The sequence below is a fragment of the Pelomonas sp. BJYL3 genome (genome assembly GCF_027257975.1).
Classification (GTDB): Bacteria; Pseudomonadota; Gammaproteobacteria; order Burkholderiales; family Burkholderiaceae_C; genus Roseateles_B; species Roseateles_B flavus.
This window is the reverse complement of the sequence record NZ_JANZKX010000005.1, coordinates 402,172-426,277: the sequence shown is the minus strand read 5'-3', so window position 1 is coordinate 426,277 and position 24,106 is coordinate 402,172. Positions and strand designations below refer to the sequence as shown.

At 68.5% G+C, this 24,106-nt stretch carries 24 protein-coding genes; 8 read left to right on the top strand and 16 right to left on the bottom strand.

What is annotated here, in order from left to right:
• The coding region (locus O9Y01_RS17500) for a branched-chain amino acid ABC transporter permease (RefSeq protein WP_269632878.1) at positions 1–495 on the bottom strand (495 nt) is incomplete at its 3' end.
• 378 nt (positions 496–873) lie between these two features.
• On the opposite strand from O9Y01_RS17500, the gene O9Y01_RS17495 reads away from it, so the two are divergent.
• Entirely contained in the window at positions 874–2,784 is a 1,911-nt protein-coding gene (locus O9Y01_RS17495) for a sensor histidine kinase (RefSeq protein ID WP_269632877.1), read from the top strand.
• A 1-nt stretch (position 2,785) separates the two neighbouring features.
• Positions 2,786–4,132, top strand: coding sequence for a sigma-54-dependent transcriptional regulator (locus O9Y01_RS17490; RefSeq protein WP_269632876.1), 1,347 nt, complete (start codon positions 2,786–2,788; stop codon positions 4,130–4,132).
• A gap of 342 nt (positions 4,133–4,474) precedes the next feature.
• Here O9Y01_RS17490 and O9Y01_RS17485 read toward each other — a convergent pair whose 3' ends face one another.
• The 8 genes from O9Y01_RS17485 to mltG form a co-directional block, all read right to left on the bottom strand.
• Positions 4,475–5,485 (bottom strand): amino acid ABC transporter substrate-binding protein, encoded by a 1,011-nt coding sequence (locus tag O9Y01_RS17485; RefSeq protein ID WP_269632875.1) that lies wholly within the window; start codon positions 5,483–5,485, stop codon positions 4,475–4,477.
• A 131-nt stretch (positions 5,486–5,616) separates the two neighbouring features.
• Positions 5,617–5,895 carry a hypothetical protein gene (locus tag O9Y01_RS17480; RefSeq protein ID WP_269632874.1) on the bottom strand — a complete coding sequence of 93 codons (279 nt, stop codon included), beginning with the start codon at positions 5,893–5,895 and terminating at the stop codon, positions 5,617–5,619.
• A 156-nt stretch (positions 5,896–6,051) separates the two neighbouring features.
• Positions 6,052–6,762, bottom strand: a complete 711-nt coding sequence (locus tag O9Y01_RS17475; RefSeq protein ID WP_269632873.1) for an ankyrin repeat domain-containing protein — start codon at positions 6,760–6,762, stop codon at positions 6,052–6,054.
• A complete protein-coding gene (locus O9Y01_RS17470; protein WP_269632872.1) occupies positions 6,759–7,538 on the bottom strand; it encodes a TatD family hydrolase in 780 nt (259 codons plus the stop codon). The genes O9Y01_RS17475 and O9Y01_RS17470 overlap by 4 nt, the downstream gene beginning before the upstream one ends.
• Positions 7,539–7,649: 111 nt before the next feature.
• Complete coding sequence (locus O9Y01_RS17465; RefSeq protein WP_269632896.1) at positions 7,650–7,973, bottom strand: PilZ domain-containing protein; 324 nt, start codon at positions 7,971–7,973, stop codon at positions 7,650–7,652.
• Positions 7,974–8,177: 204 nt separating this feature from the next.
• Positions 8,178–9,215, bottom strand: a complete 1,038-nt coding sequence (locus O9Y01_RS17460; RefSeq protein WP_269632871.1) for a DNA polymerase III subunit delta' — start codon at positions 9,213–9,215, stop codon at positions 8,178–8,180.
• On the bottom strand, positions 9,209–9,820 hold the full coding sequence (tmk, locus tag O9Y01_RS17455) for a dTMP kinase (RefSeq protein ID WP_269632870.1): 612 nt from the start codon (positions 9,818–9,820) through the stop codon (positions 9,209–9,211). The genes O9Y01_RS17460 and tmk overlap by 7 nt, the downstream gene beginning before the upstream one ends.
• Positions 9,821–9,847: 27 nt before the next feature.
• Positions 9,848–10,843, bottom strand: coding sequence for an endolytic transglycosylase MltG (gene mltG / locus O9Y01_RS17450; protein WP_269632869.1), 996 nt, complete (start codon positions 10,841–10,843; stop codon positions 9,848–9,850).
• 99 nt (positions 10,844–10,942) lie between these two features.
• Here mltG and ygfZ point away from each other — a divergent pair, with 99 nt between their 5' ends.
• Both ygfZ and O9Y01_RS17440 read left to right on the top strand, forming a co-directional pair.
• The gene (gene ygfZ / locus O9Y01_RS17445) at positions 10,943–11,956 is read left to right on the top strand and encodes a CAF17-like 4Fe-4S cluster assembly/insertion protein YgfZ (RefSeq protein ID WP_269632868.1); all 1,014 of its coding nucleotides are present in this window, start codon (positions 10,943–10,945) and stop codon (positions 11,954–11,956) included.
• On the top strand, positions 11,953–12,222 hold the full coding sequence (locus tag O9Y01_RS17440; protein WP_269632867.1) for a DUF4936 family protein: 270 nt from the start codon (positions 11,953–11,955) through the stop codon (positions 12,220–12,222). Before ygfZ ends, O9Y01_RS17440 begins: the two co-directional genes overlap by 4 nt.
• Before the next feature lie 21 nt (positions 12,223–12,243).
• Here O9Y01_RS17440 and O9Y01_RS17435 read toward each other — a convergent pair whose 3' ends face one another.
• Together O9Y01_RS17435 and O9Y01_RS17430 are read right to left on the bottom strand one after the other, a co-directional pair.
• Positions 12,244–13,119 (bottom strand): YbgC/FadM family acyl-CoA thioesterase, encoded by an 876-nt coding sequence (locus tag O9Y01_RS17435; RefSeq protein ID WP_442952767.1) that lies wholly within the window; start codon positions 13,117–13,119, stop codon positions 12,244–12,246.
• The gene (locus O9Y01_RS17430) at positions 13,116–14,024 is read right to left on the bottom strand and encodes an alpha/beta hydrolase (protein WP_269632894.1); all 909 of its coding nucleotides are present in this window, start codon (positions 14,022–14,024) and stop codon (positions 13,116–13,118) included. Before O9Y01_RS17430 ends, O9Y01_RS17435 begins: the two co-directional genes overlap by 4 nt.
• A gap of 137 nt (positions 14,025–14,161) precedes the next feature.
• Here O9Y01_RS17430 and O9Y01_RS17425 point away from each other — a divergent pair, with 137 nt between their 5' ends.
• On the top strand, positions 14,162–15,304 hold the full coding sequence (locus O9Y01_RS17425) for an iron-containing alcohol dehydrogenase (RefSeq protein WP_269632866.1): 1,143 nt from the start codon (positions 14,162–14,164) through the stop codon (positions 15,302–15,304).
• Between the two features lie 158 nt (positions 15,305–15,462).
• Here the strand turns inward: O9Y01_RS17425 and aceA are convergent, their stop codons facing one another.
• The 3 genes from aceA to pmbA all read right to left on the bottom strand — a co-directional run bounded on the left by aceA (position 15,463) and on the right by pmbA (position 19,984).
• Positions 15,463–16,761, bottom strand: coding sequence for an isocitrate lyase (gene aceA, locus O9Y01_RS17420; RefSeq protein WP_430765637.1), 1,299 nt, complete (start codon positions 16,759–16,761; stop codon positions 15,463–15,465).
• Between the two features lie 470 nt (positions 16,762–17,231).
• Entirely contained in the window at positions 17,232–18,314 is a 1,083-nt protein-coding gene (locus O9Y01_RS17415; RefSeq protein ID WP_269632865.1) for a TRAP transporter substrate-binding protein, read from the bottom strand.
• 272 nt (positions 18,315–18,586) lie between these two features.
• Positions 18,587–19,984 carry a metalloprotease PmbA gene (pmbA, locus tag O9Y01_RS17410; RefSeq protein ID WP_269632864.1) on the bottom strand — a complete coding sequence of 466 codons (1,398 nt, stop codon included), beginning with the start codon at positions 19,982–19,984 and terminating at the stop codon, positions 18,587–18,589.
• Between the two features lie 119 nt (positions 19,985–20,103).
• Here pmbA and yjgA point away from each other — a divergent pair, with 119 nt between their 5' ends.
• Both yjgA and mog read left to right on the top strand, forming a co-directional pair.
• Positions 20,104–20,676, top strand: coding sequence for a ribosome biogenesis factor YjgA (gene yjgA / locus O9Y01_RS17405; protein ID WP_269632863.1), 573 nt, complete (start codon positions 20,104–20,106; stop codon positions 20,674–20,676).
• A complete protein-coding gene (gene mog / locus O9Y01_RS17400) occupies positions 20,663–21,286 on the top strand; it encodes a molybdopterin adenylyltransferase (protein WP_442952766.1) in 624 nt (207 codons plus the stop codon). The genes yjgA and mog overlap by 14 nt, the downstream gene beginning before the upstream one ends.
• Before the next feature lie 61 nt (positions 21,287–21,347).
• On the opposite strand, the gene cysE is transcribed toward mog, so the two are convergent.
• Together cysE and O9Y01_RS17390 are read right to left on the bottom strand one after the other, a co-directional pair.
• Positions 21,348–22,115, bottom strand: coding sequence for a serine O-acetyltransferase (gene cysE, locus O9Y01_RS17395; RefSeq protein WP_269632861.1), 768 nt, complete (start codon positions 22,113–22,115; stop codon positions 21,348–21,350).
• Between the two features lie 83 nt (positions 22,116–22,198).
• Positions 22,199–22,960, bottom strand: coding sequence for an RNA methyltransferase (locus O9Y01_RS17390; RefSeq protein WP_269632860.1), 762 nt, complete (start codon positions 22,958–22,960; stop codon positions 22,199–22,201).
• A 136-nt stretch (positions 22,961–23,096) separates the two neighbouring features.
• On the opposite strand from O9Y01_RS17390, the gene O9Y01_RS17385 reads away from it, so the two are divergent.
• Positions 23,097–24,074: an inositol monophosphatase family protein gene (locus tag O9Y01_RS17385; RefSeq protein ID WP_269632859.1), complete on the top strand. Its 978-nt coding sequence runs from the start codon at positions 23,097–23,099 to the stop codon at positions 24,072–24,074.
• The last annotated feature ends 32 nt before the right edge of the window (positions 24,075–24,106 follow it).

The following is a 24,106-nucleotide window of genomic DNA, read 5'->3' as shown; positions in this document are numbered from 1 at the left end:
CAGGTACATCAGCGCCGCCAGGATCACCACCGTCAGCACCAGGATCAGCACCTGCGTCACCGTGATCACCGGGCCGCCCAGGTTGAAGGGCTCAGTGGGCAGCAGCAGCGGGAAGGGCTTCGGATTCGGCTTCCACACGATCATCGCCAGCGTCTGCAGCAGCAGCGACATGCCCATCGCCGTGATCAGCGGCGCCAGGCGCGGCGCGTTGCGCAGCGGGCGGTAGGCGATCTTCTCGATCGCAAAGTTCAGGAAGGTGCACACGGCCACCGCGCACATCAGCGCGATCACCATCAGCGCCCAGCCCGGCAGGCCGGCGTCAGCCAGCAGCGTGACGACCGTCCAGCTGGTGAGTGCACCAGCCATCAGGATCTCGCCGTGGGCGAAATTGATGAGGTTGATGATGCCGTAGACCATCGTGTAGCCCAGTGCCACGAGCGCATACATGCTCCCGAGCACCAGGCCATTGATGATCTGTTGCAGAAAAGTCTCCATAACAGGTCTTCCTTTGCTTTTTTGCCGGGCGAAACGGCCGCCCCACTGGGCATAGTTACTGCACGAGCCGTGCCATGTCGCAGGAATTCCGGGTAAACACCAGGGTCACCAGATCAGAAATCCTGGTGTTTACCCTTTGTTTCGAAGACCAGTCGCAGTCCGGCAATGCTTTGTCGGGGGTCAAGTCTTGCCTGTGTAGAAAGGTGTCGTTCGTCACACCACCGTAACTGGGCGGAATTCCGCCCAGCCCGCCGAGCCCCTGTGCGGAAATCCACACGCGGGGCGCCCGACGGGTCGACCCCAGCCCGCAGCAGGGGTGGCACGACACGGGGCGCAGGCGCGACACCCCGTCAGCGATTGGGCACACTACGCCACCTGATGAGCGCGCCCCCTGCCCTGCTGCAAGCCCTGCCCCCGCCCGATACCCGCCCCTGGTGGCGGCGCTGGGCCGCACGCCTGCGCAAGCCCAATGCCCATGTCTGGCTGACCCTGGGCCTGGTGGCCCTGGGCATGCTGCTGGGCCAGCGCCTGAGCGAGAACGCCGGCATGGCGCAGCTGGCCGCCGTGGCCAGCGAGCGGCTGGAGCTCTACACCGCTGCGCTGGAGGCCGAACTGGCGCGGCACGACTACCTGCCCAACCTGATCGCCATCGACGAGGAGGTGCAGGCCCTGATCGCCCAGCCCCAGGACACCACCCTGCGCCGCCGTGCCGACCTGAAGCTGGCACGCATCACCGTACGCGCGGGCGCCAGCGCCTCCTACCTGGTGGACGCCCAGGGCAATGTGCTGGCCAGCAGCCAGGCCAGCAACACCGGCAACAACCCCTTGAGCGCCGGCGAGCAGGCCCGCCTGCGCGACGCCCTGCAGGCCCAGGCCCAGCACTTCTTCGCCGTCAACGAGGGCAATGGCAGCACCGAGTACTTCATGCTGCACCTGGTGCGGCGCCAGCGGCAGCTGCAGGCCGCCGTGGTGGTGCGCCTCAACCTCGCACCGCTGGAGGCCACCTGGGTGGACCTGGGCCTGCGCTCGCACGGCGAGAAGCTGCTGGTGGTGGACGACAACGACGTGCTGATCATGTCCTCCGTGCCCGAGTGGAAGTACCGCATCCTCGGCCACGTGACGCCCGAGGTGCGCGCCGCACTGCAGGCCTCGGGCCGATACCCCGGCGCCGATCTGCAGGGCATGGGCGTGGACACCGAAGGCATGGAGAAGCAGGACGCCCTGCTGGTCGCCGTGCCTGCCGCCAAGGGCCTGCGCGAGGGCGGACTGCTGCTGGCCCAGCAGCGCGCAGCGGCGCCGCTGGGGGTGCGCCTGGTCACCCTGTCCGACCCGGCCGAGGTCTGGCGCCAGGCACATTACGCCACCTGGGGCGGTGGCGCTTTCGGCGCCAGCGTGGGCCTGATGAGCCTCTACCTGGCCTCGCGCCGCCGCGCCCTGCGCCAGGTCTTCCAGGCCCAGACAGCTCTGCAGAAGGCCCACGGCGAGCTGGAACGCCTGGTGGACCACCGCACCCGCGAGCTGCGTGCCACCAACGAGGAGCTCAAGCGCCAGATCGCCCAGACCCTGCAGGCCGAGACCGAGCTGGTGCAGGCGGGCAAGCTGGCCGTGCTGGGGCAGATGTCCGCCGGCATCTCGCATGAGCTCAACCAGCCGCTGACCGCCCTGCGCGCCTTGTCAGCCAACACCCTGCGCTTCCTGGAGGCCGGCCGCACCCAGACCGTTGCCGAGAATCTCAAGGCCATCGACAGCGTGGTGGAGCGCATGGCCGCCATCACCCGCCAGCTCAAGAGCTTCGCCCGCAAGGCCGAGAACGCCGCCGAGCCGGCCGTGCTGCAGACCGCCATCGCCAACGTGCTGCTGCTGCTGGAGCACCGGCTGCGTGCGGCCCAGGTCGAAGTCAGGCAAGACCTGACCCTACCGGAGAACCTGCGTGTCAAGGCGGACGCCAACCGCCTGGAGCAGGTGCTGGTGAACCTCGTGGGCAATGCCATCGATGCGATGGACGAGGTCTCGCCCCGGCGGCTGTTGATCAGCGCCCGGCTCGATGGCGAGCGCGTGCGCGTGCAGGTGCGCGACAACGGCAAAGGGCTGGACCCTGCCCTGGTGCCGCGCCTGTTCGAGCCCTTCTTCACCACCAAGCCCGCGGGCCAGGGCCTGGGGCTGGGGCTGGTGATCTCGTCGAAGATCGTCCATGAATTCGGCGGTACGCTCAGGGCTGTACCGCCCGAGGACATGCCGCACGCGGAGGCCGGCGGCATGTGTTTCGAGTTTGATCTGGCCTGGGAATGACATGTTTGAGGGATACAAGGTTCTCTTCGTCGAGGACGACCCGCCGGTCCGGCTGAGTCTGTCGCAATCGCTGGAACTGGCCGGGCTGGAGGTCCAGGCCTGCGGCACCGCCGAGGAGGCGCTGCCCGAGATCGTGCCCGGCGCGCAGATCGTGGTGATGAGTGACGTCCGCCTGCCCGGCATGGACGGCATGCGCCTGCTGGAGCACGTGATGAACGTGGATCCCAGCATTCCCGTGGTGCTGATCACCGCGCACGGAGACGTCGCCATGGCGGTGCAGGCCATGCGCATCGGCGCCTATGACTTCATCGAGAAGCCCTTCGCGCCCGAGCGCTTCGTCGAGACCGCCCTGCGCGCGCTGGACAAGCGCATGCTGCGCAATGCCGTCGACGACCTGCGCTCGCAGCTGCAGCGCGCCAATGGCATCGAGGCCGTGCTGCTGGGGCAGTCCGGTGCCATGCAGCAGGTGCGCAAGCAGATCCTCAACCTGGCCGACACCTCGGCCGACGTGATGATCCTGGGCGAGACGGGCACCGGCAAGGAGCTGGTCGCCCGCTGCCTGCATGACCAGAGCAAGCGCCGCGACCGGCATTTCGTGGCCATCAACTGCGGCGGCCTGCCCGAGAACCTCTTCGAGAGCGAGCTCTTCGGCCATGAGCCCGGCGCCTTCACCTCGGCCGCCAAGCGCCGCGTGGGCAAGCTGGAGTTCGCCAACGGCGGCACCTTGCTGCTGGACGAGATCGAGACCATGCCTGTGCCTCTGCAGATCAAGCTGCTGCGGGTGCTGCAGGAACGCCGCCTGGAACGCCTGGGCTCCAACGAGGAGGTGCCCATCAATGTGCGCGTGATCGCCGCCACCAAGGCCGACCTCAAGGCCATGAGCGAGGCCCAGCAGTTCCGGGGCGACCTCTACTACCGCCTCAACGTGGCCACCCTCACGCTGCCGCCCCTGCGCGAGCGCCGCGAGGACATCCCCCTGCTCTTCCAGCACTTCATCGCCCAGGCCGCGGCCCGCTACGAGCGACCCGCGCCGGAGCTGGACCCGCAGCGCCTGCGCGAGCTGATGTCCCACGACTGGCCCGGCAATGTGCGCGAGATCCGCAACGCCGCCGACCGCTTCGTGCTGGGCCTGGCCGGCGGCAACGAGGCCCAGCTGATCGAGCCCGCCCCGCTGACGCTGGCCAAGCAGATGGACCTGATCGAGAAGACCCTGATCGAGCAGGCCCTGCGCCGCTGCCACGGCAAGATCCCCGCGGTGATGGAGCTGCTGGGGACGCCCAAGAAGACGCTCTATGACAAGCTGCATCGGCATGGGATCGAGCTGGAGCGGTTCCGAAGCGCCAGTTGAACGCGAGCGCCCGCAACGCCTGTGATGGCCACGCAGGCCCCTCCCCGGGCCTTTCCGGGAGCAGGGCCGCAGCCCTTCAGTGCATCAGGACCAGGGCTACGGGTGGCACACCCGCCACAGGGCGAGGCCCACCAGAACCGTCCCCGGCAGGGCCGGCCAGCGAGCCCACAGCCGGATGGGGCGAATGATCAGGAGTGCGCCCGCACAGGCAATGGCGGACCAGCCACAGGCGGCGAGGCAGGCGGCCATGCCTGTTTCACGACCACCCCACCACGGCCAGAAGCCAGTCGGGAACTGGCCTGCCTTCGTTTCGTGAAGCGCTGGGCTGGCGTACGGTTTCGCTCAGCGGTAGGCCCCTGGATCCGGCGAATCCGTCGGCTTTGCGATCACGCGCTTGAACGCCTCACCCATCGGTAGCTGCAGGTTCAGGTTGCGCGGGGGAATGGGGCTTTGGAACCAGCGCTGGTAGATCGCATGGATCTCGCCGCTGCGGTAGAGGCTCATGATGACGCCGTCGACGAGGCGCTTGAAGGCCGGATCATTGGCCGGCAGGCCGATGGCATAGGGCTCCACCGACAGCGCCTGCTCGGCGATGAAGTACTCCTGGGGATCGCGCACCTGGGCGATCAGGCTGCGCAGCAGCACGTCGTCCATGGCATAGGCCACGGCGCGGCCGGTCTGCAGCAGGCGGAAGGACTCCTGATCGTCCTGGCCCACGAGGATGCGGAAGCCCAGGCCCTTCTGCACATTGAGCTGGTGCATGTACTGAAGGCTGGTCGTGCCAATGGTCGAGGCCACGGTCAGGCCGCGCAGGTCCTCGACGGTGCGCATCATCTGGCTGCGGCGAGACAACAGGCGGCTTTCCGCCACATAGGTGGTCGTCGAGAAGGACTGGCTGCGTGCGCGCTCGGCCGTGTGGGTGGTGATGCCGCACTCCAGGTCCAGCGTGCCATTGGCGACCAGGGGCAGGCGGGTGGCCGAGTTGACGGCGATCTGCTTGACCTCCAGGTCCGGCAACTGCAGCTGTTCGCGGATGACGTCGATCACCCGCTCGCACAGCTCGACCGAGTAGCCCACCGGCTTCAGGCGCCCGTCCAGGTAGGAGAACGGCAGGGACGCGGGCCGGTAGCCCATCACGATCACGCCCGTGTCACGGATGCGCGTGAGCGTGCGCGAGGCCTCGATGCGCACCGGCGTCGCGGTCTGCGAAGCAGTCTGCGGCGTGAGCGCTGCGGCGTTGCCGCCGCCCTGCGGCAGGGCCAAGACGGGCAGCCCCAGGGCCAGCAGGCCGGCCGCGCCGAGCAATCGGCGCTGGCGGTTCAGGACAGTGTGGGAGCCAGGGAGACGGGACATGCGGCACAGCAGAGAAACAGCCCTCCCGGGCAGCGCAACGCTGGCCATGACGGGGACCGGCCGCATTGTGCGCGATGCCGCCCTCGCCGCAAGCGTGCAAGCCCCAGTATCTGCGGGGCTTGCCAAGCGGCTCAGTGGCTGGCCTCGACCGACACGGACTGCATGCCCGCGTCGATACCTTCGTCATCCAGGAAGTCCTCAGGCGCGACACGGCTGCTGTCGACCAGGCGGTCGAAGGCGGCCTGGTCGGCACTGACGGCCTTGGGGATCAGGGGCTTGTCCAGCGGCCGGTAGATGCGGCTGCGCAGGCGGTTCAGGCGGTCGGAGTGGGCCGCCTCGCGGGCGTACTGCTCGGGGTCCAGCAGCATGGCGAAGGGATTGGCACTGAAAGGGGTCGGGCGGGTGGACATCAGGGTCTCCTGCAGGCGTGGCGCCTTGTGATGGGTCCACTGTAGGCAAAGCCGCCGCCCCGGCCCAGTCGGGCACCGGACAAAGCGCGTGTCGGAAAAAACCTGACGTGGCTGTCAGGTGCAGGGCCGGCCGTCCCGGCGCTCCCCTCCCCCAGCTCAGTAGGGATTCGGCGGCTGCAGGGCCGCCTGGAGGCGCCGCACCAGCTCCGGCCGGCCGGACTGCCGCGCGAAGTCCAGTGCGCTGAGGCCCTTGTCATTGACCAGGCTGGCATCGGCGCCGGCCTGCAGCAGGATGTCCACGCTGTCGGGCGAGCCGTAGCCGGCGGCCATCATCAGCGGCGTGCTGCCATTGGGCGAGCGGGCATCGAGCTCGGCACCCTGCGCGACCAGCCAGGCGCTGACGCCGTTGTCCGGCCCGCTGCAGGCGTAATGCAGGGCCGTGAAGCCAGCCTCGTTGATCAGCGCCCCGCGCTGCACCAGCGCCTGCACCCAGGGCAGGCGGCCGCGCAGGGCGGCCAGCATCACAGGCGTCTCACCGGCCTGGTTCAGGGCATTGACGTCCGTGTGGGGGTGGTCGAGGAGCAGCTTCACCACCCGCTCGGACTCCTCCATGATGGCCTTGTGCAGGGGCGTGTTGCCCTGGGCATCGGCCTGGTTGGGGTCCACGCCGGCCAGCAGCAGCTTCATCACGAAGCTGGGCTGGTCCCGGGCGGCCGCCAGCATCAGGTCCCGAAACTCCTCGTCCGTCGCGGCACGGAAGACGGACACGCGTGCCGGCAGCGCCGGCGGCTCGGCGGCTGCCGCCAACGTCCCCGTCAGGCCTGAAGCCAGGGTGATCGTCAGCAGCCAGCGCCCTGCCTTGCTCATGCCGGCATGCGGAAGAGGCGGCGCGTGTTGGCCGTCGTGGCCTCGGCCACGGCCTCCACACTGAGGCCCTTGATGGCGGCCAGCTGCGCGGCCACATGGGGCACGTAGGCGGGGCTGTTGGTCTTGCCGCGGTAGGGCACGGGCGCCAGGTAGGGGCTGTCGGTCTCGATCAGCAGGTGGTCCAGCGGCAGGGCCGCGGCCACCTCGCGCAGATCGCCCGCGTTCTTGAAGGTGAGGATGCCGGAGAAGGAGATGTAGTAGCCCCTGTCCACCGCGGCCTTGGCCACGTCCAGGCTTTCGGTGAAGCAATGGAAGACGCCGCCAGCCTGCTCGCCGCCTTCTTCGTTGAGGAGGCGCAGGGTGTCGGCAGCGCTGGAGCGGGTGTGGATCACCATCGGCTTGCCGGCCCGGCGTGCTGCGCGGATGTGGGTGCGGAAGCGCTCGCGCTGCCACTCCATGTCGTCCAGGCTGCGACCGTTGAGGCGGTAGTAGTCCAGGCCGGTCTCGCCGATGGCCAGCACCTTCTCGTGCTGGCTGGCAGCCACGAGCTCATCCTCGCTGGGCTCATGGATGTCTTCGTTGTCGGGGTGCACGCCCACGCTCGCAAAGAGCTGGGCATGGGCCTGCGCCAGCGCAAGCACGCTGGGGAACTCCTCCATGGTCGTGCAGATGGTCAGGGCCTGGCGGACCTGCGCCGTCTGCATGGCCGCGAGGATGTCTGGCAGCTGGGCGCTGAGCTCGGGAAAGCTCAGATGGCAGTGGGAATCGATGAACATGGCATTGCGATGGATGGCGCCTGGCACCGCGCCGGGCCTGGCATGCCCCGTGGAGCCCGCGGGAGGCACATCATGCCGCAGCCCGCGGCGGCGGCTCCTGGCGAGGCCGGCTCAGAGCGTCTGCGTTGGCTTCGTGGAGGAGATGGCCGTGCCCAGGATCTCCTCGATCTTCAGGCGGATCAGGCGGGTCTTCTCGTCGCCAGGGAACTTGACGCCCACACCCTGGGTGCGGCCGCCCGAGGCGTTGGCCGGCGTGATCCAGGCCACCTTGCCGGCAATGGGGTAGCGCTGCGGGTCGTCCGGCAGGGTGAGGATCAGATAGATGTCTTCGCCCAGCTTGTATTCGCGCGGCGTGGGCACGAAAAGCCCGCCGTCGGCGAAGGCCGGGATGTAGGCCGCATACAGAGCGCCCTTCTCCTTGAAGACCAGCTGCATCATGCTGGGGCGGGCGCCCCCACCGGGCTGCGCGGCAGCCAGGGCTGCGGCCTGGGACTTGGCGGGGATGTCACTCATGCGGACAAGTGTAACGAATGCCTCAGGCGCGGTGGCGGACCGCGGTCGATGGATCTGTGAGCAATTGAAGGGACATCTCGGCAAACCGGCTGCCGGGCCCCGGTCTCAGCGGTGCGCAGGGCGCCCTCAGCCCTCCTTGCGCACCGACACCCGCATCAGCCGCTGCCCCTGCCCCACCAGCGACTCCAGCAGCAGCGGCGCGTTGAGCGGATGTTCGGCATGCCGGGCGGCGTCCTTGAGCACACGCGCCCATTCCTGCATGGCCTCCGGATTGCGCGGCGCAGGCAGGGACTCGCGGGGAAAGTAGGCCGGCGGTGCGCCATGCGCCGTCCGGATCAGATCGGTGGCCAGGCGCTGCAGGGCATCGATGGCACGCGGCACCGGCCAGTCCGCCAGCGCCGCGGACTCATTGCGGGCGATGCGCCGCGGCAGCTCCAGCCAGCTCTTGGCCGCCACGCCGTCCTCGGACCACTGCAGCGCCTGCTGCGGGCGACCGCCGCAGGCGTCGAGCAGGACCTCGGGCGAAGCCACGCCCCGCTCGGCCAGCCAGGCCAAAGCCTGCTCGCGCGGGGGCAGGCCCAGGGGCACGGGCTGGCAGCGGCTGCGGATGGTGGGCAGCAGGCTCTCCGGCGCCGTGCTCGCCAGCACGAAGCGCAGCAGGCCGGCAGGCTCCTCCAGGGTCTTCAGCAGGGCATTGGCCGCGACCGTGTTGAGGCTTTCGGCGGGAAACAGCACGACCACCTTGGCCCGCCCGCGGGCCGCCGTGACCTGGGCGAAGCCGAGCATGGCGCGCACGGCGTCGACCTTGATCTCGCGGCTGGGCTTGCTCTTGCTGGCCTTGCCTTCACCGTCCTTGCTGCCTTCGCCCTCGTCGGCCTCGAGGCCCAGGGCCTCGCGCAGGGCATCGGGCACCAGCAGCAGGAAGTCGGGATGCGAGCGCGACTGGAACAGATGGCAGCTGGCACAGCGCCCGCAGGCCAGGCCCGTGGCATGGGGCGATTCGCACAGCCAGGACTGCGCCAGGGCCAGGGCCATCTCCAGCTGCCCCACGCCCTCGGGACCCTGCACCAGCAAGGCATGTGAACGCGCCTGCTGCAGGGCATGGCCCAGCGGGGCGCCCAGCCAGGGCAGCGGCAAGGCGCCGTCTTCCTTGATGCTCACCATCCTCGCTGCTCCAGCACGGCCACGATCTGGGCCGCCACGCTGGCGACGTCGCCGCTGGCGTCGATCCGGGCGAAACGCTGCGGAGCGGCCGCGGCCCGTGCGGCGTAGCCGGCGCGCACGCGTTCGAAGAAGTGCAGGTCCTGCTGCTCGAAGCGGTCGGCCTCGCGGGCCGCGGCGCGTCGTGCGGCGGCCGTCGCGGGCGGGAGGTCGAACCAGATCGTCAGGTCAGGCTGCCGGCCTTCGGTGACCCAGGCCTCCAGCTGCTCGAGCACCGGCAGCGACAGGCCGTTGCCCCCGCCCTGGTAGGCGAAGCTGGCATCGGTGAAGCGGTCGCAGACCACGGTGCGGCCGGCGGCCAGGGCGGGCTCGATGACCTGGCGCACATGGTCACGCCGCCCCGCGAAGACCAGCAGGGCCTCGGTCAGCACATCCATGGGTTCATGCAGGACCAGCTCGCGCAGGCGCTCGGCCAGGGGCGTGCCGCCCGGCTCGCGGGTGTTGAGCACCTCGGCGCCGGCCTGGCGCAGGCGTTCGCTGACAGCAGCGATGTGGGTGGACTTGCCCGCCCCGTCGATGCCTTCGAAGGAAATGAATCGGCCGCTCACGCTTGTTGGATCCTGGAAGGCGCGGGCTCAGCGGCCGCGCTGGTATTGATTGACGGCGCGATTATGCGCGGCCAGGTCGTCCGAGAAGACGCTGCTGCCGTCGCCCCGTGCCACGAAGTACAGGGCCTTGCTGGGCGCCGGGTGCAGCGTCGCCTGCAGCGCGGCCACGCCGGGCATGGCGATGGGCGTGGGCGGCAGGCCGCCGCGCGTGTAGGTGTTGTAGGGCGTGTCCGTCAGCAAATCGCGCTTGCGCAGGTTGCCATCGAAGGCGCTGCCCAGGCCGTAGATGACCGTCGGGTCCGTCTGCAGCGGCATGCCGATGCGCAGGCGGTTCACGAACACCGAGGCCACCATGGGGCGGTCGGCCGCGGCGCCCGTCTCCTTCTCGACGATGGAGGCCAGGATCAGGGCCTCCTCGGCGCTCTTGAGCGGCAGGCCCTGGGCGCGTGCGGCCCAGGCGGCCTCCAGCTTGCGCTGCATGGCCTGGTGCGCCCGCTTGAGCACCGTGAGATCGCTGACGCCACGGCTGTAGGCATAGGTATCGGGATAGAAGCGCCCCTCGGGCGAGACGCCGGGCAGGCCCAGGCGGCTCATCACGGTGGCATCGTCCTGGTCCTGCAGGGTCTGCTTGAGCGCGGGCGCCTTGGCCAGGGCGGCGCGGAACTGGCGCCAGGTCCAGCCTTCAATGAGGCGCACCTGCTCCATCACCTCTTCGCCGCGGACCATCTTGTCGAGCAGGCCGCGGGGGGTGATGCCCTGGTGGATCTCGTAGCTGCCGGCGCGGATCTGGCGCGCCTGACCGGACCAGCGGAACCAGTGGTACAGCAGCCGCGCATCCTCCTGGACGCCAGCCAGCACCCAGGCCCCGGCCACTTCGCGCGGCGAGGCGCCGGGCTCGATGGACAGCTCCACCGTGGGCGCATTGAGCGTCAGCGGCCGCTGCAGCCACCACCAGGCAGCCCCCGCCAGCGCGAGCGCCGCGAGCAGGAGCAGAAGGAACACAGTGCGAAGGAACTTGAACATGCAGGAGTCGGTATCCGGGCGACAGAACAATGCAGGCGACCTTGGCAAGGCTCAACCTTGCTGCGCCCAGGGGCAGGCCGGGCAAATCATAATTCGCCCATGAGCCAAGCATCGCCCAGCACCACCGCCACCACCGCCCTGCCCCGCCCCTCCCTGACCGGCCCGATCGACGGCGCCGTCCCTCTGGACGACTGGGGCGTCATTGCCGCCCAGGGCGAGGAAGCCGCCAAGTTCCTGCACAGCCAGCTGACGCAAGACCTGGCCCTCCAGAAGCCCGAGCAGGCCCGCCTGGCAGGCTACTGCTCGGCCAAGGGCCGCCTGCTGGCCACGATGGTGGCCTTCAAGCCGGCCACCGACGCCGTGCTGCTGGCCCTGCCCGCCGAGCTGCTGCCGCAAACCCAGAAGCGCCTCGCCATGTTCGTAATGCGCGCCAAGTGCAAGCTCAGCGATGCCAGCGCCGGCCAGCCCGGCGGCTGGGTCGTGTGGGGCATGGCCGGGCGCACCGCGCAGCAATGGCTGGGTGCCGATGGCAGCGAGGCGACCTGGTCCACCCTCGGCAAGGCACTTCCGGACGGTCGCCAGGCCTGGGGCGCCCGCCTGCCGGATGCCGGCACGCAGGGCGGCGCCGTGGCGCGCTATCTGGTGCTGCTCCCGGCCGATGCGGCGCGGCCTGAACTGCCGGCCATCGGGTCTTCCGACTGGGCCGCGCTGGACATCGCCTCCGGCCTGGCCTGGGTGCGCAGCCCGACCGTCGAGCAGTTCGTGCCGCAGATGCTGAACCTGGAGCTGCTGGGCGGCGTCAACTTCCAGAAGGGCTGCTACCCGGGCCAGGAAGTCGTGGCCCGCAGCCAGTACCGCGGCACCATCAAGCGGCGGACCTTCGCCTTTGCCTGCCCTGCCCCGGCGCAGGTCGGACAGGAGGTCTTCCACAGTGAGGACCCGGAGCAGCCCGCCGGCCTGGTCGCCGGTGTGGCGGTCCAGGGTGCGGGCAGTCTGCTGCTGGTGGAGACCAAGCTGGCGGCCCTGCAGTCCGGCAGCCTGCACCTGGGCTCGGCACTGGGCCCGGCGCTGACGCAGCAGGCTCTGCCCTACGAGATCACGGAGCCGCAATGAGCCAGGAACGCCCTGGCGTCGAGCGCTTCGTCTACTACCGCGTGAACGAGGCGGATGCCGCGGCGGCGCTGCAGGCCTTCACGCAGGCCGTGCCCGCGGGCAGCGTGCGCCTGATGCGCCGCCTGGACGCGGGCGCGGGCGCCCTGCAGACCTGGATGGAAATCCACGCTGCCGAGACCGGCGCGCAGACCGAGCCCGCCCTGGCCGCCGCACTCGCCCCCTTCATCCAGGGACCGCGGCATCTGGAGCAGTTCGTGCCGGTCTGAGCGCCGGCCGCGGGGGCGGGTTCAGAGCCCCCGCACCATCTCCACGTGCTGGATGCCCGCTTCCTCGAACAGCGGCCCGCGCTGCTGGAAGCCGGCGCGCATGTAGAAGCTGGCTGCCGAGAGCTGCGCATGCAGCAGCACCTCGCGCTCGCCACGCTCACGCGCGGCCTGCATGAGCGCCTCCAGCACCTCGCGGCCGATGCGGGCGCCGCGCATGCTGCGCATCACCGCCATGCGGCCGATCTTGGCCACGCCCGGCACATGCTCCAGCAGGCGCCCCGTGGCGAGGGGCACGCCCAGGCGGTTGTAGGCCACCGCGTGCACGCAGCTGGCATCGGCGGCGTCCCACTCCATCTCGGCCGGGATCTTCTGTTCCTGCACGAAGACCGCCTGGCGGATGGCGCCGGCGTGCTCGCCGAGCCGGTCCCAGTCGCCCACACGGACGCTGACCATGGGCTCTGCGGCCTCGAAGCCCAGCAGCGTGTCGCGCAGGGCCTGAGGCACGGGCAGTGGGCGCTGCGTGCTGGCGTCGGCAAAGACATAGACCAGCTCGCCATGCACCAGCAGCTCGTCACCCCGGAAGACGGCGCACTGCACGGTCAGCGAGGTGGTGCCCACGCGGGCGCAGCGCACGCCGATGTCCAGCAGGTCGTCATAGTGGGCGGAGCCCAGGTACTCGACGGTGGACTTGCGCACGAAGAGGTCGCCGCCCAGCGCCTTCATGGTGTCGGCATAGGGCAAGGCCAGCGCGCGCCAGTAGGCGCCCACGGCGGTGTCGAAATAGCCCAGGTAGTGGGCGTTGAAGACGATCTGCTGCGCGTCGATTTCGGCCCAGCGCACGCGCAGGCGTTCCAGGCAGCGGAAATCCTGTCGGGACATGTCGGTCACGTGGGTCATGGCTTCAGGGTCTCCTTGAGAGCCTCGGCGCAGGCGTCCAGCGCCTGCAGGGCTTCGGGGATGGTACGGCCCATCTTGATGAAGTCGTGGGTGACGCCGCGGTAGAGCTCCAACTGCACCGCCACGCCCTGGCTGCGCAGCAGGTCGCCGTAGGCCAGGCCTTCGTCCACCAGCGGATCGCATTCGGCCAGGATCAGCGCGGCGGGCGCGAGCCCGGCATGGTCCGGGGCCTCCAGCGGCGCAAAGCGCCAGTCCTTGCGGTGGTGATGCTCGATGTAGTGGTCAAAGAACCACTGGATGGACGAGGCATCCAGCAGGAAGCCCTGAGAGAAGAACTTGTGCGAGGCCGTGTCCGCATGGGCCGTGGTGCCCGGCGTGATCAGCAGCTGCAGGGCCAGCGGCTGGCCGAGGTCGCGCGCATGCAGGGCACAGACGGCGGCCAGGGTGCCGCCCGCGCTGTCTCCACCGACCGCCAGCCGGCTGCCATCCAGGCCGAGGGCCGAGGCGGCGCCTGGCAGCCACTTCATGGCGGCCCAGCAGTCGTCGACGGCCGCGGGAAACTTGTGCTCGGGTGCCAGGCGGTAGTCCAGCGCGATCACGGCACAGCCGCTGCGCAGGGCCAGCTGCCGGCACAGGCTGTCGTGCGTCTCGAGACTGCCGATGGTGAATCCGCCGCCATGGAAGTACAGCAGCACGGGCAGGACGGCATCGCTGGGCGCATAGAGCCGGGCCTGCAGCGGGCCTTCGGCGCCGGGCACGGTCAGGTTCTCGACGCGTGCCAGCGGTGCGCGCGGCAGGTCCAGGATCTCGGCGCCCATCAGATAGCCGATGCGCGCCTGCTTGGGCGTCAGGCTGTGGAAGGCCGGCCGGTTGGCACGGTGGATGCGTTCCAGCACCGCGGCCATGCGCGGTGTCAACAAGGTGCTACTCAAAGAGGACTCCAGGGCTTAGGCTGCAGCGCATCGCGCGGCGGCCAGGGCGGGCATTTTCGCAGACCGGCCCGGGGCTGCTCGCAAGGGCTTGAAAACCGGAAGGACCGCTCATGGCATTGATCCGCTTCGTCAATCCCGTCTATCTCGAGGCAGGCGCTCGACTGCGCCTGGGCGAGGAGGCGCGCGCACTGGGCTTTCGCAAGCCCCTGGTGATCACCGATCGCGGCGTGCGCGCCGCGGGCGTGCTGGACCTGGCGCTGGAAGGCCTCGGCAGCTGGCCGCTGGCCATCTATGACGGCACGCCGGGCAACCCGACCGAGGCGGCGGTCCGCGAGGCCTGGCAGCATTGGCGCGACGAGGGCTGCGACGGGCTGATCGCCATCGGTGGGGGCTCCAGCATCGACCTGGCCAAGGGCCTGGCCCTGAGGGCCACGCATGAAGGGCCGCTGCACCACTACGCGACCATCGAAGGTGGCAGTGGACGCATCGGTCCGCAGGCCCTGCCCCTGATCGCGGTACCCACCACAGCGGGCACGGGCAGCGAGGTGGCGCGTGGCTCGCTGCTGATCACGGACGACGGCCGCAAGCTGGGCTTCCATTCCTGGCACCTGCTGCCGCGCCTGGCCCTGTGCGACCCGGTCCTCACCCAGGCCCTGCCCCCGGGCCTGACGGCCGCAACGGGCATGGACGCCCTCGCCCACTGCCTGGAGACCTTCATGTCCGCGGCCTTCAATCCGGTGGCGGACGGCATCGCGCTGGAGGGACTGCGCCGGGGCTGGGGGGCCATCGAGCGGGCCGTCCACCAGGGCGATGACCTCGACGCGCGCCTGCAGATGATGTGCGCCAGCGCCATGGGCGCCATGGCCTTCCAGAAGGGACTGGGCTGCGTTCATTCGCTGAGCCACGCGATCGGCGGGCTGCACCCGAAAGCGCACCATGGCACGCTCAATGCGGTCTTTCTGCCGGCGGTGCTGCGTTTCAATGCCAGCCATCCGAGCCTGCTGGCGGAGGCCAAGCTGGCGCGGATGGCCCAGGCCATGGGCCTGGCGGATGCCGCACCCGAAGCCCTGGCCGAGGCCCTGCGCCAGCGCACGCAAGACCTGGCCCTCCCCACCCGCCTGGCCGACATGGGACTGGATGTGTCGGATGCCGACCTCATCATCGAGCGGGCGCTGAAGGATCACTGTCATGGGACGAATCCGAGGGAGGCGAGTGCGCAGGATTACGAGGGCTTGCTGAAGGCATGCGCTTGAGGGGGACGGGGCACGACCACCGAGCTTGAGAATGGCGCGCGCGCCTTTGCCGCGCCGCGGAAAGAAGCAACAAGGCCTGACACCTCGCGGGGTCAGGCCTTGCCTTTGGGTCCGTCCGGAGCCCGGGCTCGAGCCGGGCTGCCGGTGGGGTTGGCGGATCAGCCGTGCTTCTTGTCGAAGAACTGCTCGTCTTCCGTCGAGCCCTTCAGCGCAGCGGTGGAGGCCTCGGCTTCGATGGTGGTGGTCACGGCATCGAAGTAGCCGGTGCCGACCTCGCGCTGGTGCTTGACGGCGGTGAAGCCACGGTCGGCAGCGGCGAATTCCTTCTCCTGCAGCTCGACGAAAGCGCTCATGTTGTTGCGAGCGTAGCCGTAGGCCAGGTCGAACATCGAGTAGTTCAGGCTGTGGAAGCCGGCCAGCGTGATGAACTGGAACTTGTAGCCCATGGCGCCCAGCTCGCGCTGGAACTTGGCGATGGTGGCGTCGTCCAGGTTCTTCTTCCAGTTGAAGGACGGCGAGCAGTTGTAGGCCAGCAGCTTGCCGGGGAACTTGGCATGGATGGCGTCCGCGAAGGCCTTGGCGAAGGCCAGGTCAGGCTTGCCGGTCTCGCACCAGATCATGTCGGCGTAGGGAGCGTAGGCCAGGCCGCGGCTGATGGCCTGGTCCAGGCCGTTGCGGGTGCGGAAGAAGCCTTCCACGGTGCGCTCGCCGGTGCAGAAGGGCTTGTCGTTGTCGTCCACGTCGGTGGTGACCAGGTCACCGGCCTCGGCGTCGGTACGGGCCAGCAGCACGGTCGGCGTGCCCATCACGTCGGCGGCCAGACGGGCGGCGACCAGCTTGGCCACGGCTTCGCGGGTCGGGACCAGCACCTTGCCGCCCATGTGACCGCACTTCTTGGCGGCAGCCAGCTGGTCTTCGAAGTGCACGCCGGCGGCACCGGCCTCGATCATCGACTTCATCAGCTCGAAGGCATTCAGCACGCCGCCAAAGCCGGCTTCGGCGTCAGCCACGATGGGGGCGAAGAAGTCGGTGTCGTTCTTGCCTTCGCTCCACTGGATCTCGTCGGCGCGCTTGAAGGTCGCGTTGATGCGCTTGACGACCTTCGGCACGGAATCAACCGAGTACAGCGACTGGTCGGGGTACATCTCGCCATTGCTGTTGGCATCACCGGCGACCTGCCAGCCCGACAGGTAAATGGCCTTCAGGCCGGCCTTGACCTGCTGCATGGCCTGGTTGCCGGTCAGGGCGCCCAGGGCGTTGATGAAGGGCTCGGTGTTGACCAGGTTCCACAGCTTCTCGGCACCACGCTGGGCCAGGGTGTGCTCGATCTTCAGGGAGCCGCGCAGGCGCACCACGTCGGCGGCGGTGTAACCGCGCTTGATGCCCTTCCAACGGGGGTTCTCGGCCCAGTCCTTCTCGAGGGCGGCGATTTGCTGTTCACGGGTCAGAGTCGTCATGCTTAGCTCCTGGTGAGATGTGAAACGAAGAACTCGTTGGACTCAAATCTAGGGCCTGGGCCAGCTTTTGTGGTGACTTATGTCTTATATAAGACTAAAAATCTTTTCCTTTCAAATCAACAACTTATCTTTCACATTTCGTATCGCAAAACGATTTTTACCATGATGAGAAATCTTGCTGCGCCGCAGCAGGTCTTCTTTTTGCGATCTGAAATGCTGATTGCGTATCGTGAAATTTCAGCCTCAAGCCGGCAATCTCCTCTTCTCGCTTTTCGCAGTACGAGAGATTGACCGCCAGAGCCCTGAGATCAAGCACACGATCAGAGGCTCTGATTCCACATGGCGGCAAACGTCCGCCTCTCAGACTCTGGCTTTCCATCACCCGGAACGAGACAGGCAGCAAAAAGCCCCAGGCCGGGTGGCGTGGGGGCTGCATGCGAGAGGCCATGCGCCGCGGGGCGCTGGCGGACTCAGAGCTTTTGAGCCTGCATGAAGTCGTCGAAGCCGGCTTCGGCGAAACGGAACCACAGGTTCTGATCGCGCCGGAAGGCGGACAGATCCTCGTAGACCTTCTTCCAGTTCGGGTTCTTGGCCGACAGCTCGCTGTAGATGGCCATGGACTCCTTGAAGGCCAGGTCCATCACGTCGCGCGGGAACTTGAACAGCTTGGTCCCCGAACCCACCAGGCTCTTGAGGGCCTGCGGGTTCTTGGCGTCGTACTTGGCCTGCATGTCGATGTGGGCCTGGGCGGCCGCGCATTCGACGATGGCCTTGTACTCGGCGCTCAGGCCGTCATAGGCCTTGGTGTTGATGTAGAAGTCCAGCTGCGGGCCGCCTTCCCACCAGCCGGGGTAGTAGTAGTTGGGAGCGACCTTGTTGAAGCCCAGCTTCTGGTCGTCGTAGGGGCCGACCCACTCGGCGGCGTCGATGGTGCCCTTTTCCAGCGCCGAATAGATTTCGCCGCCGGGGATGTTCTGCGGCACGCCGCCCATGCGCTCCAGCACGCGGCCGGCAAAGCCGCCGATGCGCATCTTCATGCCCTTGATGTCGGCCACGGACTTGATTTCCTTGCGATACCAGCCGCCCATCTGCGCACCGGTATTGCCGCCCAGGAAGTTGATGATGTTGTAGTTGCGATAGAACTCGCGCATCAGCTTCAGGCCGTTGCCCTCCACCATCCAGGCAGACATCTGGCGGCTGTTGAGGCCAAAGGGAATGGCGCAACCCAGTGCGAAGGTTTCATCCTTGCCGAAGAAATAGTAGGGCGCCGTGTGCGCCATCTCCACGGTGCCGTTCTGCACGCCATCCACCACGCCGAAGGGAGGCATCAGCTCGCCGCCGGCGTGCACGGAGACCTGGAACTTGCCGCCCGTCATCTCCGAAACCTTCTTCGCGAAGACATCGGCAGCGCCAAAAATGGTGTCCAGGGACTTGGGGAAACTGGAAGCCAGACGCCAGCGGATATTCGCTTGCGCATGCACGATGGCCGGTGCCGAAGCGGCTGCCAGAACACCTGCCAGGCCAGCCTGCTTCACGAAGGAACGACGTTCCATACACGACTCCTAGAAAAGTGGTCAAACGCGGGGGAAATCCCAGGTTGAAAATGATTCTAGGAGTGCCCCTCCTGGGTGCTGACAGGTACAAACCCGTGAAACGCCGCACGATTTCGTGCGTCACGCGCCCAGTCTGAAAACAGGCTGAAACGAGGCTTTCACGAAACTGATTTCCGCCCCTCTTCCGCCCCTCTTGTGCCCCTCTTCTGCCTCATATCGGCAAAAAAAAGGCCCGCACGCGGCGGGCCTGTGTTCGCAGCCGGCGGCGCGGCTCAGGCGCCGGCGAGCTTCATGCGGGAGACCAGGATGGAACCCACCGACTTGCTGCCCAGCGTGTAGACGTCGTTGCCGATGCCGACGATGTCCTGGAACATCTGGCGCACATTGCCGGCGATGGTCACCTCATGGACGGGGAAGGCGATCTCGCCGTTCTCCACCCAATAGCCGCTGGCGCCGCGGGAATAGTCGCCGGTGACGTAGTTGACGCCCTGCCCCATCAGCTCGGTCACGAACAGGCCGCGGCCCAGGCGGCGCAGCATGGTGGGGAGGTCATCCCCCGGAGCCGTGTTGCGGCTGCTCATGCGCAGGTTGTGCGAGCCGCCCGCATGGCCCGTGGTGCGCAGGCCCAGCTTGCGGGCCGAGTAGGTCGACAGGAAATAGCCCTGCAGCACGCCGGCCTCGACCACGGTGCGCGGCCGGGTGATCACGCCCTCGTCATCGAAGGGCGTGCTGCCCTTGCCCTTGGGCTCGTGCGGGTCCTCCTGCACGTCGATGTGCGGGGCCAGCACGGGCGTGCCCAGGCTGTCCAGCAGGAAGCTGGCCTTGCGGTACAGCGCACCGCCGCTGGTGGCCTGCACCAGGGCGCCCAGCAGGCCGGCCGCCACGGTCGATTCAAACAGCACCGGGACCTCGGCCGTCTTGACGCGCCGGGCCTTGAGACGGGACAGCGCCCGCTCGGCGGCGTAGCGGCCGATGGCCTCGGGCGAGGCCAGGTCCTGGGCCGCGCGCATGGAGCTGTACCAGGCGTCACGCTGCATGCCGGCGCCACGGCCCGCGATGGGCGCCACCGACAGGGTGTGCCGCGAGCTCGCATAGCCGCCCATGAAGCCCCGCGTATTGCCGGCGATGAAGTGCGACTGCTGGGCAGACACGGCCGCGCCTTCGGAATTCGTGATGCGCGGGTCGGTGGCGAAGCAGGCCGCCTCGCAGCGCAGGGCCAGCTGTGCGGCGGCTTCGGCGTCCAGGTCCCAGGGATGGAAGAGGTCCAGCTCCGGGCGCTGGCTGGCGTCCAGGGCCAGGTCTTGCTCGTCGGGCAGGCCGGCGAAGGCGTCCTCGGCGGTGAAGCGTGCGATGTCGAAGGCGGCGCGGACGGTGTCCTTCAGGGCTTGCGGCGAGAAGTCGGAAGTGCTGGCATTGCCGCGACGCTGCCCCAGGTAGACCGAGATGCCCAGCGTCTTGTCCCGGTTGCGCTCGACGTTCTCCAGCTCGCCCCGCCGCACAGAGACCGAGAGGCCGCAGCCTTCGGAGACTTCGGCGCCGGCATCGCTGGCCCCCAGGCGGCGCGCCTCGTTCAGGGCATCCTCCACCAGCTGGCGGAACTGGTCCTGGCTGTAGGCAAAGCCGTGGACGGCATGAGCGCTCGAAGCGGGGTTCTCGGTGGTCTTGGTCATGTGCTGGGATTGGGTCTGACCGGCGGATGGCCGGGGTGGGCGACTATCATACGAGGCTTGGCGACCCTCCGCCCGCAGCACGCAGGCCCGGGGGAGCGCCCCTGCCGTATCGAGCACCCATGCACCATTCCTACGACGACACCGGCGCTGACGACGACTTCAGCCGCCCCAGCAAGAGCCAGCTCAAGCGCGACATGCACGACCTGCAGTCCCTGGGCGAGGACCTGCTGACCCTGCCCGCCAGCCGCCTGGAGCCGCTGAACCTGCCCGAGATCCTGCTGGACGCCATCAAGGCGGCCAAGAAGATCACCAATTTCGAGGGGCGTCGCCGGCAGATGCAGTACATCGGCAAGCTGATGCGCAAGATCGACGCCGAGCCCGTGCGCCAGGCCGTGGCCGACTTCAAGCTGGGCCGCGCCCAGGACAGCCTCACCCTGCACGAGAGCGAAGCCTGGCGCGAGCGCCTGCTGGCCCAGGACGAGGCGCTGCAGGACTTCATCGGCCAGCATCCGGGTGTGGACGTGCAGCAGCTGCGCAGCCTCGTGCGCGCCGCGCGCAAGGACGCCTCCGTGGCACCCGAGCAGCGCAGCGGGCGCGCCTTCCGCGAGCTCTTCCAGTTCATCAAGGCCGAGGCCAAGCGCATGGCGCAGGACGCATCGGCGGAAGGCCTCGAAGGCGATGGCGATGAGTGAGGCCGCAGCATCCGCGGGATTCGAGCCGGTCCGCATCGGCATCGTCTCCATCTCGGACCGCGCCTCCACCGGCGTCTACGAGGACAAGGGCCTGCCCGCGCTGAAGGACTGGCTGGCCCAGGCCCTGCAGAACCCGCTGCACTTCGAGGCGCGCCTGATCCCCGACGAACGCCCGCTGATCGCCGCCACGCTGCGCGAGCTGGTGGACGAAGCCCGCTGCGACCTGGTGCTGACCACCGGCGGCACCGGCCCCGCCCCGCGCGACGTGACGCCGGAGGCCACGCTGGATGTGGCCGATCGCGAAATGCCTGGCTTCGGCGAGCAGATGCGGCAGATCTCCTTGCGCTTCGTTCCCACGGCCATCCTCTCGCGCCAGACGGCGGTGATCCGCGGCAAGGCGCTCATCTTGAACCTGCCGGGCCAGCCCAAGAGCATTGCCGAGACCCTGGAGGGCCTGAAGTCGCCCACGGGCGAGGTGCTGGTCAGCGGCATTTTTGCCGCCATCCCCTACTGCATCGACCTCATCGGCGGCCCTTACCTGGAAACGCGCGAGGACCGCATCAAGGCCTTCCGGCCGAAGAACGCCGTGCGCGTGCGACCCCAGGCCTGAGCACCGCCTGCATGGCAAAAAGGGCGCCGCGTGGCGCCCGTTGTCATGGCTGCGCCAAGGCCTACTTGACCAGGCGGCTCAGCGACGCGGCGTCAAAGCACTCGTCCTGCTGCGCATCCTGGGGCACGCAGTCGCTGCGCTGCGTCTCGGAGAGCTTGGCGATGGCCTGCCACAGCAGTGCAATCTGGTGCTCGTGGCCGGCGGCGTTGTCGATCAGGCCTTTCATGGCCATCGCCACCGGATCGTCGCCCTGCGTGACGCCGTAGGCCGAGAAGCCCATGCGTGCCGCCGCGGCCTCGCGCTGGGCCTCCGCCTGGGCCTCGATGATGCGGGCCGGGTTGCCGACGGCCGTCGCCCCCGCGGGCACGGGCTTTGTCACCACTGCGCCAGAGCCGATGCGCGCGCCGGCGCCCACGGTGAAGCCGCCCAGCACGCAGGCATTGGCCCCCACGATGACGCCGGGCTCCAGCGTCGGGTGCCGCTTGGCGCCCTTCACCAGCGAGGTGCCACCCAGGGTCACGCCCTGATAGATGGTGCAGCCCTCGCCGATCTCGGCCATCTCGCCGATCACGATGCCCATGCCGTGGTCGATGAAGACGCGCCGAGCGATGGTGGCGCCGGGATGGATCTCGATGCCGGTCAGGAAACGCGACAGGTGCGAGATGAAACGCCCCAGCCACTTGAAGCCGTGGGTCCAGCACCAGTGGGCCCGGCGGTGCAGCACCAGCGCATGCAGGCCGGGATAACAAGTCAGCACCTCCCAGCTGCTGCGCGCGGCGGGGTCGCGCTCGAGGATCAGCTGGATGTCTTCACGCAGGCGCTTGAACATGGTGGCGGTGCCGGGGAGTCGTGAACAAGGGAGCGCCAGTGTAGCGGCGGGGGTTGCCAGCCGGGGCCATGGGGAGATTGGTGTCAGTCCTCGCCGGCCTCGTCCCTGGGGGTACCCGGCGTGTGAAGGCGCAGCATGCTGCGGGCCATGCCGCGCAGGATGTGCACCTCTTCCTGCGTCAGCTGGGCGCGGTTGAAGAGCTGGTTCAGGCGCGGCATCAGCTTCTTGGGCGCGGCCGGGTCCAGGTAGCCGATGTGCTCCAGCGCCTCCTGCAGATGGCCCAGCAGGCCCTGTACCGCGCGGCCATCGGCCAGTTGGGGATCCGCCGTGCGGGCCGCCACCTCGAAGCCGCCCAGGGCCTGGCGCCATTCATAGGCCACCAGCTGCACGGCTTGGGACAGGTTCAGCGAGCCATAGTCCGGATGCGTGGGAATGGAGAGCACCGCATGGCAGCGGTAGACATCCTCATTGCTCATGCCGTAGCGCTCGGAGCCAAAGACCAGGCCCAGCGTGTGCCCCGAGGTCGCCAGCTCCGCGAACAGCGGCCGGGGCGCCGAGGTCGGCGGGCCGAAATCCCGCGGCGTCATGGCGGTGGCGCAGGCGAAGGTCACGCCCTCCAGCGCCTCTTCCAGCGTCTGCACGATGCGGGCGCGGGCGAGGATGTCCGCCGCGCCGCTGGCCATGGCGATGGTGTCCTCCTGGCAGAGCACGTCGGCAAAACGGGGGCGCACCAGCACCAGCTCGGAGAAGCCCATGACCTTCATGGCCCGTGCAGCGGCACCCACGTTGCCGGGGTGGCTGGTCTGAATCAGGACAAATCGTGTGGATTCCACGCTGGCGGGCATGAGCTTCTCGGCTAAAATGGTCGATTATCCGCGCCGTGGATGCCGTGTGCCGACTGTCGAAGGTCTGGCGTGCGCCCATGCAGGCGCTCCGCTCTTTTCCTTCGCCAGTCCACCTCTTTCGTTTGCAGGGTCACGCATGACGCAAGCTTCACTCCATCCCATGCTCAACGTCGCCATCAAGGCGGCCCGTGCAGCGGGATCCATCATCAACCGCGCCTCCCTGGACCTCGACATCCTCAAGATCAACAGCAAGTCACCCAATGACTTCGTGACGGAGGTGGACCAGGCCGCCGAGCAGCTCATCATCGAGACCCTGCTGCAGGCCTATCCCGACCACGGCATCCTGGCCGAAGAATCGGGCCGTGAGCACGGCAACAAGCACTCCGAATTCCAGTGGATCATCGACCCGCTCGATGGCACCACCAACTTTATCCACGGCTTCCCCGTCTACGCGGTGTCCATCGCCCTGGCCCACCGCAACGTGGTCCAGCAGGCCGTCGTCTATGACCCGACCCGCAACGATCTCTTCTACGCCACCAAGGGCCGTGGCGCCTACCTGAACGACCGCCGCCTGCGCGTGTCGCGCCGCACCCGCATGAGCGACGCCCTGATCGGCACCGGCTTCCCCTTCCGCCGCGGCGACAACTTCAAGCGCTACCTGAAGATGTTCGAGGCCGTGATGCAGGAATGCGCCGGCCTGCGCCGCCCGGGCGCTGCGGCCCTGGACCTCTGCTACGTGGCCGCCGGCTACTACGACGCCTTCTTCGAAACCGGCCTGAACCCCTGGGACGTGGCCGCAGGCTCGCTGATCATTGCTGAGGCCGGTGGCCTGGTGGGCAACTTCACCGGCGAGGCCGACTTCCTGCACCAGCGCGAGATCGTCGCTGGCAATCCCCGCATCTACGGCCAGCTGGTCCAGATCCTGGCGCCCTACACCCGCGTGATCACGCAGGAAGCGCTGGACGAAGACGCCAGCAAGTCCGCCGGCAAGGCCTCTGGCGCGGACGCCAGCGGCGAAGTGGCCAAGAAGGTCGCCGCCGCCCCTGCCGAGCGCAAGCGCGGCCCGGTGCGAATCAAGAAGACCGACACGAGCAGCGACGACGCGCCGATCTGATCACCGCGGCGCCCGCCGCCCTCAGGATTGAA

Excerpts from the sequence above, each read along its gene's own strand:
- O9Y01_RS17495 (WP_269632877.1), top strand. The coding sequence starts at position 874 with ATGAGCGCGCCCCCTGCCCTGCTGCAAGCCCTGCCCCCGCCCGATACC.
- O9Y01_RS17490 (WP_269632876.1), top strand. The coding sequence starts at position 2,786 with ATGTTTGAGGGATACAAGGTTCTCTTCGTCGAGGACGACCCGCCGGTC.
- O9Y01_RS17485 (WP_269632875.1), bottom strand. The coding sequence starts at position 5,485 with ATGTCCCGTCTCCCTGGCTCCCACACTGTCCTGAACCGCCAGCGCCGA.
- O9Y01_RS17480 (WP_269632874.1), bottom strand. The coding sequence starts at position 5,895 with ATGTCCACCCGCCCGACCCCTTTCAGTGCCAATCCCTTCGCCATGCTG.
- O9Y01_RS17475 (WP_269632873.1), bottom strand. The coding sequence starts at position 6,762 with ATGAGCAAGGCAGGGCGCTGGCTGCTGACGATCACCCTGGCTTCAGGC.
- O9Y01_RS17470 (WP_269632872.1), bottom strand. The coding sequence starts at position 7,538 with ATGTTCATCGATTCCCACTGCCATCTGAGCTTTCCCGAGCTCAGCGCC.
- O9Y01_RS17465 (WP_269632896.1), bottom strand. The coding sequence starts at position 7,973 with ATGCAGCTGGTCTTCAAGGAGAAGGGCGCTCTGTATGCGGCCTACATC.
- O9Y01_RS17460 (WP_269632871.1), bottom strand. The coding sequence starts at position 9,215 with ATGGTGAGCATCAAGGAAGACGGCGCCTTGCCGCTGCCCTGGCTGGGC.
- mltG (WP_269632869.1), bottom strand. The coding sequence starts at position 10,843 with ATGTTCAAGTTCCTTCGCACTGTGTTCCTTCTGCTCCTGCTCGCGGCG.
- ygfZ (WP_269632868.1), top strand. The coding sequence starts at position 10,943 with ATGAGCCAAGCATCGCCCAGCACCACCGCCACCACCGCCCTGCCCCGC.
- O9Y01_RS17440 (WP_269632867.1), top strand. The coding sequence starts at position 11,953 with ATGAGCCAGGAACGCCCTGGCGTCGAGCGCTTCGTCTACTACCGCGTG.
- O9Y01_RS17435 (WP_442952767.1), bottom strand. The coding sequence starts at position 13,119 with ATGACCCACGTGACCGACATGTCCCGACAGGATTTCCGCTGCCTGGAA.
- O9Y01_RS17430 (WP_269632894.1), bottom strand. The coding sequence starts at position 14,024 with ATGGCCGCGGTGCTGGAACGCATCCACCGTGCCAACCGGCCGGCCTTC.
- O9Y01_RS17425 (WP_269632866.1), top strand. The coding sequence starts at position 14,162 with ATGGCATTGATCCGCTTCGTCAATCCCGTCTATCTCGAGGCAGGCGCT.
- aceA (WP_430765637.1), bottom strand. The coding sequence starts at position 16,761 with ATGACGACTCTGACCCGTGAACAGCAAATCGCCGCCCTCGAGAAGGAC.
- O9Y01_RS17415 (WP_269632865.1), bottom strand. The coding sequence starts at position 18,314 with ATGGAACGTCGTTCCTTCGTGAAGCAGGCTGGCCTGGCAGGTGTTCTG.
- pmbA (WP_269632864.1), bottom strand. The coding sequence starts at position 19,984 with ATGACCAAGACCACCGAGAACCCCGCTTCGAGCGCTCATGCCGTCCAC.
- yjgA (WP_269632863.1), top strand. The coding sequence starts at position 20,104 with ATGCACCATTCCTACGACGACACCGGCGCTGACGACGACTTCAGCCGC.
- mog (WP_442952766.1), top strand. The coding sequence starts at position 20,663 with ATGGCGATGAGTGAGGCCGCAGCATCCGCGGGATTCGAGCCGGTCCGC.
- cysE (WP_269632861.1), bottom strand. The coding sequence starts at position 22,115 with ATGTTCAAGCGCCTGCGTGAAGACATCCAGCTGATCCTCGAGCGCGAC.
- O9Y01_RS17390 (WP_269632860.1), bottom strand. The coding sequence starts at position 22,960 with ATGCCCGCCAGCGTGGAATCCACACGATTTGTCCTGATTCAGACCAGC.
- O9Y01_RS17385 (WP_269632859.1), top strand. The coding sequence starts at position 23,097 with ATGACGCAAGCTTCACTCCATCCCATGCTCAACGTCGCCATCAAGGCG.